We start from the raw sequence: 15,105 nt of genomic DNA on the forward strand, positions 1-15,105 counted from the left end.
TTTTTTATAATAATCATTATAACTTAGAAATAAAAACTCCCTCATCATGAGGGAGTTTTTTAATCTAATAAAAATATTAAACTTGAATGTCATTAAAGCCTAATACATCTTTCATATCATATTTACGTGCTTCACGACCAACCACCCATGCTGCTGCACGAACAGCCCCAGCAGCAAAATTCATACGATTAGTGGCTTTATGAGTAATTTCAACGCGTTCACCTTCACCAATGAACATTGCTGTGTGTTCACCGACAATATCTCCCCCACGAATAGTTTGGAAGCCTATACTTTGGCGCTCACGAGGTCCTGTATGACCTTCACGACAATAAACAGCATCTTGCTTTAAGTCACGACCTAATGTTTCTGCAATAGCCTCACCCATCATTAATGCTGTACCAGATGGAGCATCTACTTTATGACGATGGTGTGCTTCAACAATTTCAATATCAACAGTATCACCAAAAACTTTCGAAGCAAGCTCTAAAAGTTTAATTGAAACGTTTACACCCACTGAATAATTCGCTGCATACACAACTGGGGTTTCTGTTGCTGAATCATCTAAATATGCTTTTTGTTCATCATTCATACCCGTGGTACCGATGACAATTGCAACACCTGCTTCACGACATAATTTTAAATGATTTGCTGTCGCAACAGGTGCTGTAAAATCAATAACAACATCGCAATCTTGCAGAACTTGTTCTAAGCCACCAACAACTTTTACACCAATGTTTCCAATACCAGCTAATTCACCTGCATCCGCACCCACCAAACTACTTTCTGGGCGCTCAACAGCTGCTGCTAATTGATAGCCTGCTTGTTGAACTGCTTGAATAAGAATGCGTCCCATACGACCGCCTGCACCTAATACACCAATGCGTGGAGCTGCTGACATAACATGTTCCTAATGTTGATTCAAAATTGTTCTTACTATATCAAAAGTCATGGCTTTCTCTAAAAGGTTAAGAATAAATTTATTTCTTAAAATGACTTTTCTTTTTCATGAAAGCATTGATGATGCTAAACATCTATTCATCCTGTTACTCTATTCATTATTTTTTTAAATACTCTTTACAATAAAAATAGCATACACATTACTATTTTCCTCTTAAACAAAATTTGTGCTCACAATGAAATCTAAAACTCTTTATCATGGTTCTAGACACTTGGTTAAAATATTAGAGCCCAAACAAGCTAGTGGCTTTAAAACTGAAGATAATCAATTTGCAATTTATGCAATTGAAAATAAAAAAATTGCTTCATTATTTTCAATTACTTATATTGGCTATACAAAAGATGCGAGATTTGAAATTCAACAAGAATTAGAAGATTTTTACGTTCATCTCTACCATACAAGTGTTGATTGGAATCAAATTGGTTATTTATATATTCTTTCTTCTGAATACTTTAATAAAATTGATGAATATCAATGGGTCGCATACAAACCTATCATTCCACAACGTATAGAAATTATTCAGCCTAGAATGTTAGAAAAATATATTAAAGATATTGATTTTTAACAGGAAATAGTATTCATTATGAATGTAGTTTTCTCATTTTACCGGTTTTATTTGGTTCTATTGCATTAATCCTGATTGCACATTTGGTCAATAATATAAAAGCAAAACAAAAATGGCCACTGTATGGTTTAGGATTCATTCACTCGAAAAAAAAAATGATCTATAAACAAAAAACCTAGTATTTTTGTAAGCTTTAACCTACACCAAAAGAAACTATATCGACTATCTATAAACATAAATAATTCATATGATAAATACATCAAGAACAGGATGTTCTAAAACATAAATGGAATTTAAGTTCTTACTCATGGATGTGAGATATGACAGTATTGTTATATCAGGAACAGAATCTAAAAGCCCCGACAGGATGTTGGGGCTTTTTTTATAATTATGAATTCAAATCAAACTATTAAATTTCAAGGCTTAACTACTTTTTTTATAAATAAAATATTATTTATACCACAAAAAATCCATTATTTATCCTTCGCTTTATCGCATTATATTTATATCAGATACCCCCTAGCTATTAGTGATACTGCTAATAGTTTTTAGCCACATTCTTCCCAGTATGTGGCTTTTTTTTATATGATGTTCACGCTCTCTACTAATATTTTTAGTCTAATTTCAATAAAAAAAGGATGCAAATGCATCCTTTTTTTATTCATGATAGCTTAGTCAAATAAACGATCAAAGAATGATTTTTTCTTTGGTGATGATTTATTATCATCACCATCCATTGTCGCTTGTAATTCTTGCAACAATTCACGCTGACGAGCAGTTAAGTTAACAGGTGTTTCAATCACAACTCTGCAAAGTAAATCACCAGTCATACTCGTACGTACGGGTTTTACACCTTTACCACGTAAACGGAAGAGTTTACCTGTTTGAGTACCTTCTGGAATTTTCAAACTTACACGACCATCTAGTGTTGGAATTTGAATTTCTTTACCTAAAGCAGCATCAGCAATACTTACAGGCACATCCATATACAAATCGGCACCATCACGTTGGAAAATTTCATGCTCACGCACAACAACTTCAACGTATAAGTCACCAGATTGTCCATCACGAATTGCTTCGCCTTTGCCTGCTAAACGAACACGGTCACCATTATCTACACCTGCCGGAATAGTAACTTCGAGTGTCTGTTGACGATCTGTAACACCTGAACCATGACATGAATTACATGGGTTTTTAATAATCGTACCTTGTCCACGGCAAGTACTACACGTTTGTTGAACAGAGAAGAATCCCTGTTGCATACGTACTTGACCAGCGCCATGACAAGTTTTACATGTTTCTACATCATTTGGGTTCTTAGAACCTTTACCATTACATGGTTCACATGGAGCTGGTGCTGTGAATGTAATTGTTTTTTTAATGCCCTTCACTGCTTCTTCAAGCGTGAGTTCCATTACGTACCGTAAATCTGAACCACGGCGTGCACGCTGTTGACCTCCTCGGCCTCCACCACCAAATGCACCACCGAAAATATCACCAAATTGGCTAAAAATATCTTCCGCACTGAAGCCGCCAAAGCCGCCTCCACCGCCCATACCACCTTCAAATGCTTGATGTCCCATGCGATCATACATGCTACGTTTTTCAGCATCAGAAAGAACTTCATATGCTTCAGAAGCTTCTTTAAACTTATCTTCAGCTTCAGCATTATCTGGATTACGGTCTGGATGATATTTCATCGCCAACTTACGGTAGGCTTTTTTAATTTCATCATCACTAGCGGTTTTAGATACGCCCAAAACCTCATAATAATCACGTTTAGCCATGTCTGGCGATGCTCCTCACGGATAATTCATTTAATTTCACAATGTGGTCTGTAATGGGGGTCAAACTTGGTTTTACAAGAGCCAAAATATAAAAAAATTAATGTAACTAAAAAACAGCTTTATTTTTTATATATTTAGAAATGCCTTTAATCCATGTATTCAATAAATATAAAAATGCAATCAGGACAAAAACAACACCTATTACAGTGCATGCTGTTACCCATAAATATGTATCCCAATAATAAAAATAAAGTGGAATAAACCATATAGAAGCAAACATCATCAAAATAAAATAAATAAGGGAATTACGCATTACCCATAATGCTTGTGCATGTAACCACACTTCGGCATCATCAATTACTGTTACTTTTCTAGCAAATAAATAAGCTAATAAACTTGTAACAACCGTAAATAAAGCGAAAAACATGCAGATATACGCGATCGTTACCGAGCGACGATATTTTGCTAAATTGTCTTTTGCCATTCTTAACCAACCCCAACATCACCACATTTTTATTTTGTATTATGCGGCATTTTAAATTTTAGAACCGTATTTGAAATACAGGGGATACTATATTGAAAATTTCAATATTTCGCACCATATAATGACAGAATATTTAAATAATATTATTATTTTTTTCCGTAAAAATAGTGAATTTTATAAGAATTATAACAAATATAGTCTAATTTTACTGCCTCTACGAATATCTAGTATAAAAAATGTTTCTTATACATCAAAGAATAAAGTACATATATGTAACTTTATCTCATCATACATTCATCTGTTTTGCGATATCAACTCGTCATAGTTCCTTACAATTTTATTAATTAACTTATGAATTAATGTTATCAAATTAAAATTCAAAATAGATAAATGTAACGAGAATACCAGAAAAACATTATTTTCACTTTATGATTCATTTCATTATTAGAAATTAAAATATAGGTTTCAGTAAGATAAATAAAAAATTTACTATGTCGTATTTTGATACGATCAGCACTCTTTTTATTCAATAAATATTCAATCAATTTGCGACTTTTGTTGCATATAAGTTGGCAATCTATATTTTAAGGGTATAGTCACAATTCAAGGACATGTGGAGAACAATAAAATGGTTCAACAAATTGCTGCCCCTTTACGCGAAGACGTACGGTTGCTTGGAAATTTACTTGGTGAAACACTCAAGGAACAAGTTAGTCAAGATTTGTTTAATCAAGTAGAACAAATCCGTGCTCTATCTAAAGGTGCACGAGATGGACAATTAGAAGCAGAAAAGCAATTAGAAACCTTACTTTCAAGCTTAAAAGATGAAGAAATTTTACCATTAACACGTGCTTTCACTCACTTTTTAAATTTTGCAAATATTGCAGAGCAGTATCATGTCGTTCGCAGTCGAAGACAAAGTGAATTTGATGAAAATTCTCCTTCTCCAAATCCATTAGATCACTTATTTCAAAAATTTAAAGACAATAAAATTTCAGCGCATACTTTATATCAACAAATCTGCGAATTAAAAATTGAATTGGTTTTAACAGCACATCCAACAGAAGTCAGTCGTAGAACATTAATCCAAAAATATGATGGAATTAATGACTGTTTATTTAAAATGGATCAGCAAAAGCTCACACCTCGTGAACGCCAAACTGTTTTAAATGATCTTAAGCAACTCATTTGCTCTGCATGGCAAACTGATGAAATTCGCCAACATCGCCCTACTCCAATTGATGAAGCAAAATGGGGTTTTACAACCATTGAGCAAACGCTTTGGAATGCTGTTCCAAAATTTATGCGTGAATTAGATGAGTTTGTTGAACTTCATTGTGAACAAAACTTACCACTTACAATTTCTCCAATTCGTTTTGCCTCTTGGATGGGTGGAGATCGTGATGGTAATCCAAACGTGACACATCATGTTACTCAAGAAGTGCTCTGGTTATCTCGTTGGAAAGCAGCTGATTTATATTTACGTGATATTGAAGATTTACGTTGGGAATTATCTATTCAGCAATGTTCTGATGAGCTATTAGAAGCACTTGGCTCACCACATCAAGAACCCTATCGTGAATATTTAAGAGATACCCGAGAACGTTTAAAAGCAACGCGTGAATGGTTGACAATTAAATTATCGGGTAAAGATGCTGATGATCAATTCGTCATTAAAAGTAAAAATGAATTATTAGAACCTTTACTACTCTGTCATCGTTCTTTAATCGCTTGTAATTTACCTGAAATTGCCAATGGCAAATTACTCGATTTTATTCATAGAGTGAATTGCTTTGGTATTGAATTATTAAAACTAGATATTCGCCAAGAATCAGGTCGTCATCGTCAGGCAATTTCAGCCATTACTGAATATCTAGGTTTAGGTAATTTTGAAACATGGACTGAGCAAGCACGTCAAAATTTCCTTTTACAAGAATTACAAAGTAAACGCCCTTTATTACCGAAATTCATAAAAGAGCCTAAAGGTAGCCTTATTGAAGATCCAAGTGTTCAAGAAGTGTTTGCAACAATGCGGACTTTAGCAACTCAACCAACTGAATGTTTGGGTGCTTATATTATTTCAATGGCAGAATACCCAAGTGATGTACTCGCTGTCTTACTTTTACAAAAAGAAGCAGGTATTCAACATCCACTGCGTGTCGTTCCTTTATTTGAAACTTTAAAAGATTTAGATAGTGCTGCTGACACCATGGATACCTTGTTTAATATGCACTGGTATAAACAGCATATTCAAGCAAAACATGAAGTCATGATTGGTTATTCCGACTCTGCAAAAGATGCGGGCTTTATGTCTGCAAATTGGGCTCAATATCGTGCACAAGAAGAGTTAACAGAAGTTTCTCAAAAACACGGCGTACAATTAACATTATTCCATGGTCGCGGTGGTTCAATCAGTCGCGGTGGTGCACCAACTCAACAAGCCCTATTTTCACAACCACCTGGTTCAATTTCAGGTGCTATTCGTGTGACAGAACAGGGCGAAATGATTCGTTTTAAATTTGGTTTAGAGGGTATTGCTTTACAAACCTTAGAAATTTATACCGCTGCAACCTTAGAGGCAACACTACTTCCACCACCAACGCCAAAACAAGAATGGCGTGACTTAATGCATACTATGACTGAACTTTCAGTGAATGTGTATCGTCAAACAGTTCGTGAAAATCCACATTTTGTAAAATACTTAAGAACCGTGACACCTGAGCTTGAATTACAAATGCTACCTTTGGGTTCACGGCCGGCCAAACGTAAAGTCAGTGGAGGCATTGAATCATTACGTGCAATTCCTTGGGTCTTCGCTTGGACTCAAATACGGTTAATGCTTCCTGCTTGGCTTGGAACAGGTACTGCTTTACATGAAGTGATTGCTCAAGATCAAAAAGCTCTTTTAGAAGAAATGCTAAAAGAATGGCCTTACTTCCAAACATTAATTGATATGTTAGAAATGGTTCTATCTAAATCTGACACACATATTGCTCTTTATTACGAATCTCATCTTACACAAGATGAAGATTTAAAAAATTTAGGGGCTGAATTACGTCAACGTCTAAAAAATGCAGTTGAAACACTTTTAGTATTGAAAGGTGAATCTAAACTTTTAAGTACCAATGATGTTTTAGATCAATCTATGAAAGTTCGTAAGCCTTATATTCTTCCCTTACATTTACTACAAGCTGAACTTATGAAACGTCGCCGTGCATATTTAGCAGCACAGCATACAGAACATACACCAATTGATCATGCACTGATGGTCAGTATTACAGGTATTGCTGCTGGTTTACGCAATACAGGTTAAAAAATTATGTGAAAAAGCACACTTTTTATAAGTGTGCTTTTTTATTAACCAAACAAATAAATAACTCTATAAATTACAAATAAGCTAAATAAGAAATTTTTATGAAGTTTTGCTTTTCTAAAAACCAAGTATAATCTACTGATTTACAGTCACTTTTCAAATTCAAAAACTTTTACCATCTGGTAAAAATCTAAATAAGTCATATAATTAGTTTTAACAATTTTTTGTATCAAAGATTAAAACTTCGAATAAACAAGAGTATGATGTGCACAATTTATCTATTGAGTGCTCATTTTATGTCCAATTGGTTTCCCAAATGGCGCCCTTATTCGGGCAGTATCGATGCGCGTCCGGTAGGTACAAATGAATACCTCCCTCCTATACACAGTGCCATTTTAGGCGTTCAACATGTTTTTGCCATGTTTGGCGCAACTGTTCTTGCACCATTTCTAATGGGCTTTGATCCTAACCTTGCCATTATGATGTCAGGGATTTGTACTATTCTGTTTTTTATTATTACAGGTGGTCGAGTTCCAAGTTATTTAGGTTCAAGTTTCGCTTTTATTGGCGTCGTGATTGCAGCAACTGGTTATGCAGCATCAGGAACAGGAGCTCCCAATACAAACTTAGCTGCCGCAGCTGGTGGAATCATGGCATGTGGTATTTTATATGCCATTTTTGGTTTCTTAGTTGTAGCAACTGGAACTCGTTGGATTGAAAAACTTATGCCACCTGTTGTAACAGGTGCTGTAGTAATGATCATTGGTTTAAATTTAGCACCCGTGACTGTAAAAAATGTACTGGGTAATGACTTTAATATGTGGATGTCATTAGTCACTGTACTATGTATGGGTACTATTGCTGTTTTTACCAAAGGACTTCTTCAACGTCTTCTACTTCTTGTTGGCCTCTTAATGGCTTACTTAGTGTATTACATTGTTGCAAATGCAATGGGCTATGGTACTCCAATTAATTTTGCACCAATCCAACAAGCAGCATGGTTTGGCTTACCAACGTTCCACTCTCCTACTTTTGAATTTAATGCTGTCTTAATTATTGCACCGATTGCTTTAATTCTTGTGGCTGAAAACTTAGGTCATATTAAAGCTGTGAGTGCCATGACGGGAGAAAACCTAGATCCTCAAATTGGTAAAGCATTTATTGCCGATGGTGTCGCAACAACACTTTCAGGTGGTGTAGGTGCTCCGGGTATGACAACATATGGTGAAAACATTGGTGTTATGGCTGTAACACGTGTTTATTCTACTGTTGTGTTTGCAATTGCAGGTGTCTTTGCTATTTTCTTAGGTCTTTCTCCCAAGTTTGGTGCAGTGATCCATACTATTCCAACGGCTATTTTAACGGGTGCTTCAATTGTTGTATTTGGTCTAATTACCATTGCTGGTGCTAAAATTTGGATTGAAAATAAAGTCGATTTTTCTAAAAATAAAAATTTAATGGTTGCTGCTGTGACAATTATTTTAGGAACTGGAGACTTTGCACTTCAATTTGGTAGCTTTAACTTAGGTGGTATTGGTACCGCTACATTTGCTGCTCTTTTCCTTAACTGGTTCTTTGGTTTAGCAGACAAATCTCAATAATTTTATCTTCAAAATAATATATAAATTTCATAGCAGTCTTCGGACTGCTTTTTTTATGCTGTAATTTTCCTTAAGATGACAAACTTAGTTTTTATAATAATGATACCCATCTTATGCGCTTAGACTTTTTTGATTTAGAGTTGGTCTTACATATTGTAGAAACCGGCAGCTTTACTAAAGGTGCTGAACGATCGTCTATTTCATTACAAGCATGTAGCGAAAGAGTTAAAAAACTAGAACAACGCTATGCGGTTAATTTATTTATTCGCCACGCTTCAGGTGTAAAGCTCACTTTAGCAGGACAAACTTTTATAGAACATGCTCAACAGATTGTGCAACAAGCAAAACAACTGCAACAAGCTATGGCACCTTTTGCTCAAGGCATGAGTTCTAATGTCACACTATGGTGTAACTCTTCAGCACAAAGTGAATATTTACCTATGCTTTTACCACAATATTTGGTTGAAAACCCAAATACTCAAATTCAATTAAAAGAAGCTGAATCAAGCAATATTGTGCAGCAAATTGAAAATGGTACAGCGAAATTAGGTTTAATCTCGAGTTTTTTTAAATCTCACCATCTACAAACTTTAGAATTTTCTGAAGATCCTTTAGTTTTAATTTGTCCACCTCAGCATGAATTAGCTATACATCAACAGCTTAATTTAGATCATATTCTAAGTTACCCATTTGTTGGTTTAATGCAATATCACTCACTACAACAGTCTATAGAAACTCAAGCTCAAATTTTAGGATGTCAAATTCAATATCGCCTACGCTTACCCAATTTTGCAGCTATTGCTCAAGTCGTTGCTAATGGTGTCGGAATTGCCATTATGCCTAAACGAGCTGCTCAACGACATAATACTCAATTTGCCTTTAAACAAATTCAACTTGAAGGAGCATGGGCAAACCGTAAACTATTACTCACGGCTAAAAACTTTGATGACTTAGCAATGCCTTATCAGCATTTCACACAATTTCTAATTTCTCAAAGTACAAAAATTAAATAATCAATTAATGCACCACCATATAAGTACCTAATGCAATTAAGCCTGCAAAAAATACCTTACGAAATTTCTGTTCAGAAATTCTATAACGTAATTTCGTTCCTAACCACATTCCCATTAATGCAGGAATTAATGCCATTGCAGACATTGCATAATCGATTGGCATATTATCGACAGGATTCTGATGTAAAAAAACAGCTAAGCAGATCGTTGATGTTGTAAATGCCAAACCTAAAGATTGCACTAAATCATCACGCTTTAAATGTAGACTTTGCAAATAAGGAACTACAGGAATTACAACTACACCTGTTGCAACGGTCAATGCTCCTCCTAAATAACCCACAATTGGAGATAACCATTTTTCATGCCTAGATAAATTCGGCATACTTTTCGCACAAAGCCCATATAAACCGTATAGTCCAAGCATTCCGCCTAATAGTGCTTCACTTTTAAACTCACTATGACCTAGAGTTGGGAAAATACTCCACGTCGAACCAATGGCAATACAAATTAACATTGGCCAAAAACGGCGTACCAATCTTAAGACATGGCCTTCAGCAAATAGCTGCCAAAAATTAGTCACCATTGAAGGAATAATTAATAAAGTCGCAGCTTGGAATGGACTAATCACCATCGTTAATAGCCCCATTGCAACGGCTGGCAAGCCTAAACCAATCGTGCCCTTAATCATTCCCGCAATGGCAAAAACTACAATAACAAACAACAGCATCGTTGCTGAAACCTATTTTTTTAAATTAGGCACATGCTAAAGTGTTTATACTTAAATCAAAATGCATATTTTTCGAAGTAAGCCTCAATGAAAAGTTGAGGCTCTTATAAAAGGATATCTCTTCATGACAACATCAATTTTAAATCGACTTCATTCAAAAAAATTGGTTTGTTTTGATCTAGATGGTACGTTAATTGATTCTGTTGGTGTATGGAATCAAGTCGATGCTGCGCTTATTCTTCAGTTAAGTGGACATCAAATTGATTTAAATTTAATTCAACAAGATCGTGATCAACAACTAAGTTTTTTTAAAAATCATGCCGATCCATACCTAGAATATTGTGATTTTTTAAAAGAGAAATATCATTTTGTATTAGAAAAAAATCAAGTAAAAGAACAACGCTATGCTATTTCACATCACTTTTTAGATCATGTTATTTGCTTAAAACCTGAGGCAGATTTATTTCTGCATTATTTACATCAACACCATATTCAAACTGCATTAACCACAACTACAAGCTTAAGCAATATTCAACGCTATCAAAAAAATAATCAAAATATTTATTCTAAATTAAATTTTTCAAAAGATTTTTCTCTAATATTAACGCGTGATAAAGTCAAAAAAATTAAACCCGATCCTGAAATTTATTTAAATGCTCTTTCATATTTTCAATTGCAACCAAAAGACTGCTTAATTATTGAAGACTCTCTTATTGGTGTTCAAGCAGCCCATGCTGCAGGCATTGATGTGATCGCCATTTATGATCAATATTCTGATCATGAATGGTCTGATATTCAAAATCTAGCAACGGAAAACTACCATAGTTATGCTGAAATGCTAGATATCATCCAAACAAATACAGATAAATAATTTCAACTTCATCTGTATTTATTCTATTTTCCAAAAACTTAAGGGCGTATTTCTTTTAGTTCTCTACGTAAAAAATGCTGAATCATTTCCGTATAAAAACTTTCAATCATGTCTGGATCTACGCCCTTTTCTTCTGCCTGTTGGCGCACACGCGCAAGTACCTCTTCAATTCGTGGTGTTGCCGCATCTTGTTTAATACGTCTAAAACGAATGACTTGATCTACATAAAATTGACGTGTTGCAATTAAATCAATAAGTGATGCATCTAGTTCATCAATTTTGGCACGCGCTTGCTCTAAGGATTCTACTTTTTCTTTTTTCATTTGCTTTCTATTCGCCTTCTATTGAGCTTTCACTTTTGTACCTTTCTTCTAACACATTACTAAAAATACTTTCAATCATCCAGACACGATATAGACTATTAAAAACAAAATTTTGCCCATCAACTCTTAACTCTAATACTGGAAAATTAGGTTGAGATTTCATTTCACAATGCTGATCATTTTCTTCAAGCTTTTCTAAAACATCTATAGAGCTCAGAGTATCTATTTCTAATTCTTTCATCAGCGCATTGAAATGTGGCAGATAAGATAAATCTTTACCATCCGTCCAAACTGCCTGCAAAATGCTATACATTGCCTCAAGTTGTTGTTCTTCAGGTACGCTATAAAATAACTGAGCCATTTTTATGCTGGCTTGCTCTGTAGGACGACAAAAAGGCGTAAATTCAACTTCTGTTCGCTTAGATAACCGCGTTGCTAAACTCCAATCAAACAAATCACGCCCTTGATAACTCAATGGGTAAATTCTGAATTGAATATTATAATAATTCGCTAATTCTTCTTTAATATAAGCAAGTAATAACCAAGATATTGGATCCTCTAAAGCGATATATAAATCAAGTTCAGGATTGAGTGACTGAATTTCATTAAGCTCTTCAGCATCACTAATTAAATGTTCACGCCAATCAATATGATTAATTAAAAAAATAGGATTATCTGTAAATAATTTTTGTTGCTTTAAACGTCGTGTTAAACGTAATAAATCATCTACAGCATGATACTGACGCCCGCCAATTTCAAAATAACTCATCAACACAGGCTGATAATTAAAAACTCGCTCAGGAAAATTCTGTGGCTTATGATGATACTTTGCCATTGCATATAAAGTTCTTAATTTTCCATACTGCTTTTGCCATAGCATATGAAAAACATCTTCAAGCAAATATAAAAAATCTTGCCCACGCAAAGGAGTATTTTTTAAGATTGTCTCTGCTTGTTCTAATGCTTCAGTGGTCGGCTGTTGCGGTGTTTCATCAAAGCTAAAACGATGTTGTTTAGATAAAATTTTTGCATCATTTAAGCAGTAATTTTGCCATTCTAAGGCTGACATTTCATTTGGTGGTGAAGCCGCTTGATTTGAAATCACCACTTTTAATGGCTTTAATTCATCTACCAAAATTTCTTCTAATTGTGGAAGTTGTTGTACTGCCAAATAGCTATAAACATCATCAAGACGCAAATAAATACTTAATCCTTGATCTGTAGATAACACCGTTTGTCGAATTGGTTTTTGATAAAACCAGCTCGATCGGATTGGATCAAACCAACGGCGCAACAATGACATTAGATTTAGCCTCGCAACAATAAATTTATTTGTAAAAACAAATAGGATTTGTATTTTCTTTTCATTTGTTTCGTTTAAAAATATATATTGTGTGAAAAAACTTATATCAAGCCATTGTTAAATGATCAATGCTCTCAATACAACAAGCAATTTAAATTTCAAGTTAATTCACAGTACTATTTTAGACTTCTTTCCCTCATATTTATAGCATTTCATCTTTTTCAAATGTATAAAATTGAAAAGCTTAAAAATAAAAAAGCACCCTTTTTAGGATGCTTTTTTATGAAATAAATTTAAAGGATGACTTTAAATTTCACGAACTGCACCTTTGGCAGCACTTGTTGTATGCATTGCATATGCTTTTAATGCTTTTGAAATTTTACGTGGACGTTCTTCAACTGGATGCCAACCTTTTTCATCTTGTACTTTACGACGAGCAGCCATCGTTGCTTCATCTACAGCCAAGTGAATTGTACGGTTTGGAATATCAATTTCAATAAGATCGCCATCTTCCACTAAGCCAATTGCACCACCTTCCGCAGCTTCAGGAGATACGTGACCAATTGAAAGACCTGATGAACCGCCAGAGAAGCGACCATCTGTTAACAATGCACATTCTTTACCTAAACCTTTAGATTTCAAGTAGCTTGTTGGATAAAGCATTTCTTGCATACCCGGACCACCACGTGGACCTTCGTAGCGAATTACAACAACATCGCCCGCTTTAATATTTCCACCTAAAATAGCATCTACTGCTGCATCTTGGCTTTCAAATACACGTGCGGTACCGTTGAATTTTAAAATTGATTCATCAACACCAGCTGTTTTCACAATACAGCCATCAAGTGCAATATTTCCATAAAGAACAGCTAAACCACCATCTTTAGAGAATGCATGTTCTGCATTACGAATTACACCATTTTCACGGTCACCATCTAAACGTGAATAATAACGGTCTTGTGAAAATGCTGTTTGTGTTGGTACGCCACCCGGTGCTGAACGGAAGAATTGATATACATCTTCATTTTCAGTACGAATGATATCCCACTTGTCTAATGCATCTTTTAATGAAGCTTCGTGCACTGTACCTACTGAAGTATCAAGTAAACCTGCACGGTCTAATTCACCTAAAATAGACATGATACCGCCTGCACGGTGTACATCTTCCATGTGAACATCATTTTTCGCTGGTGCAACTTTACAAAGTACAGGAACTTTACGTGATAAACGATCAATATCATCCATCGTAAAATCAACACCTGCTTCATTTGCTGCTGCCAATAAATGAAGTACGGTATTGGTTGAACCACCCATTGCAATATCTAAAGTCATTGCATTTTCATACGATGCCTTAGTTACCATTTCACGAGGTAATACGCTGTAATCATCTTGTTCATAATGACGTTTGGTAATTTCAACAATAAGTTGACCCGCACGTTCGAATAATTTTTTACGGTTTGCATGTGTTGCAAGCGTAGAACCGTTACCCGGAAGTGATAAACCTAATGCTTCTGTTAAGCAGTTCATTGAGTTTGCAGTAAACATACCTGAACAAGAACCACATGTTGGACATGCTGAACGTTCATATTCTGCAACTTCTTCATCCGTATAATTGTCATCTGCTGCAACAATCATGGCATCAATCAAGTCAATTGCTTTATCATTTCCACGGATTTTTACTTTACCCGCTTCCATTGGTCCACCAGAAACAAATACCACTGGAATATTCAAGCGCATTGCAGCCATGAGCATTCCCGGTGTGATTTTGTCACAGTTAGAAATACACACCATAGCATCGGCACAATGTGCACTTACCATGTATTCAACCGAGTCTGCAATTAAGTCACGTGATGGAAGTGAATACAACATTCCATCATGTCCCATTGCAATACCATCATCTACTGCAATCGTATTGAATTCTTTTGCAACACCACCTGATGCCTGAATTTGTTCAGCAACGAGCTGCCCTAAGTCTTTAAGATGGACATGACCCGGTACAAATTGAGTAAATGAGTTTACGACTGCAATAATTGGCTTACCAAAATCTTCATCTTTCATTCCTGTCGCACGCCATAAACCACGCGCGCCAGCCATATTTCTTCCGTGTGTCGATGTTTTTGAACGATAATCTGGCATGGTATTTTTCCAACAATGTTTGTG

The 15,105-nt window shown here is 35.2% G+C and carries 12 protein-coding genes and 1 pseudogene; 6 read left to right on the plus strand and 7 right to left on the minus strand.

Translation table 11 applies throughout. The annotated features are described in order from the left end of the window. Window positions 1–76 precede the first annotated feature (76 nt). Entirely contained in the window at window positions 77–898 is an 822-nt protein-coding gene (gene dapB, locus AOY20_RS03775; RefSeq protein ID WP_054580622.1) for a 4-hydroxy-tetrahydrodipicolinate reductase, read from the minus strand. Window positions 899–1,133: 235 nt separating this feature from the next. Here dapB and AOY20_RS03780 point away from each other — a divergent pair, with 235 nt between their 5' ends. Together AOY20_RS03780 and AOY20_RS14905 are read left to right on the plus strand one after the other, a co-directional pair. Next, on the plus strand, window positions 1,134–1,523 hold the full coding sequence (locus AOY20_RS03780; RefSeq protein ID WP_054580623.1) for a hypothetical protein: 390 nt from the start codon (window positions 1,134–1,136) through the stop codon (window positions 1,521–1,523). Then, window positions 1,520–1,702 (plus strand): annotated as a pseudogene (locus AOY20_RS14905) (HPP family protein); the annotation flags it as partial. The gene AOY20_RS03780 and the pseudogene AOY20_RS14905, both read left to right, overlap by 4 nt. A gap of 492 nt (window positions 1,703–2,194) precedes the next feature. On the opposite strand, the gene dnaJ reads toward AOY20_RS14905, so the two are convergent. Together dnaJ and AOY20_RS03790 are read right to left on the minus strand one after the other, a co-directional pair. Then, on the minus strand, window positions 2,195–3,310 hold the full coding sequence (gene dnaJ, locus AOY20_RS03785) for a molecular chaperone DnaJ (protein WP_054580624.1): 1,116 nt from the start codon (window positions 3,308–3,310) through the stop codon (window positions 2,195–2,197). Between the two features lie 106 nt (window positions 3,311–3,416). Continuing rightward, entirely contained in the window at window positions 3,417–3,794 is a 378-nt protein-coding gene (locus tag AOY20_RS03790) for a hypothetical protein (RefSeq protein WP_054580625.1), read from the minus strand. 628 nt (window positions 3,795–4,422) lie between these two features. Here AOY20_RS03790 and ppc point away from each other — a divergent pair. The 3 genes from ppc (at window position 4,423) to AOY20_RS03805 (ending at window position 9,721) form a co-directional block, all read left to right on the plus strand. After that, window positions 4,423–7,107 carry a phosphoenolpyruvate carboxylase gene (gene ppc / locus AOY20_RS03795; RefSeq protein ID WP_054580626.1) on the plus strand — a complete coding sequence of 895 codons (2,685 nt, stop codon included), beginning with the start codon at window positions 4,423–4,425 and terminating at the stop codon, window positions 7,105–7,107. Window positions 7,108–7,403: 296 nt separating this feature from the next. Further along, window positions 7,404–8,708, plus strand: a complete 1,305-nt coding sequence (locus tag AOY20_RS03800; protein WP_054580627.1) for a solute carrier family 23 protein — start codon at window positions 7,404–7,406, stop codon at window positions 8,706–8,708. Between the two features lie 113 nt (window positions 8,709–8,821). Continuing rightward, complete coding sequence (locus AOY20_RS03805; protein WP_054580628.1) at window positions 8,822–9,721, plus strand: LysR family transcriptional regulator; 900 nt, start codon at window positions 8,822–8,824, stop codon at window positions 9,719–9,721. Between the two features lie 4 nt (window positions 9,722–9,725). Here the strand turns inward: AOY20_RS03805 and AOY20_RS03810 are convergent, their stop codons facing one another. Continuing rightward, window positions 9,726–10,448 (minus strand): sulfite exporter TauE/SafE family protein, encoded by a 723-nt coding sequence (locus AOY20_RS03810; RefSeq protein ID WP_054580629.1) that lies wholly within the window; start codon window positions 10,446–10,448, stop codon window positions 9,726–9,728. A gap of 124 nt (window positions 10,449–10,572) precedes the next feature. On the opposite strand from AOY20_RS03810, the gene AOY20_RS03815 reads away from it, so the two are divergent. Next, complete coding sequence (locus AOY20_RS03815) at window positions 10,573–11,319, plus strand: HAD family hydrolase (RefSeq protein WP_054580630.1); 747 nt, start codon at window positions 10,573–10,575, stop codon at window positions 11,317–11,319. A gap of 38 nt (window positions 11,320–11,357) precedes the next feature. Here the strand turns inward: AOY20_RS03815 and AOY20_RS03820 are convergent, their stop codons facing one another. The 3 genes from AOY20_RS03820 to ilvD all read right to left on the minus strand — a co-directional run bounded on the left by AOY20_RS03820 (window position 11,358) and on the right by ilvD (window position 15,081). Then, window positions 11,358–11,642 (minus strand): chorismate mutase, encoded by a 285-nt coding sequence (locus AOY20_RS03820; RefSeq protein ID WP_054580631.1) that lies wholly within the window; start codon window positions 11,640–11,642, stop codon window positions 11,358–11,360. A gap of 7 nt (window positions 11,643–11,649) precedes the next feature. Beyond that, window positions 11,650–12,945, minus strand: a complete 1,296-nt coding sequence (locus AOY20_RS03825) for a hypothetical protein (protein WP_054580632.1) — start codon at window positions 12,943–12,945, stop codon at window positions 11,650–11,652. A gap of 306 nt (window positions 12,946–13,251) precedes the next feature. Next, the gene (gene ilvD, locus AOY20_RS03830) at window positions 13,252–15,081 is read right to left on the minus strand and encodes a dihydroxy-acid dehydratase (RefSeq protein WP_054580633.1); all 1,830 of its coding nucleotides are present in this window, start codon (window positions 15,079–15,081) and stop codon (window positions 13,252–13,254) included. Window positions 15,082–15,105 lie beyond the last annotated feature (24 nt).

Source organism: Acinetobacter equi, assembly GCF_001307195.1.
Lineage (GTDB): Bacteria > Pseudomonadota > Gammaproteobacteria > Pseudomonadales > Moraxellaceae > Acinetobacter > Acinetobacter equi.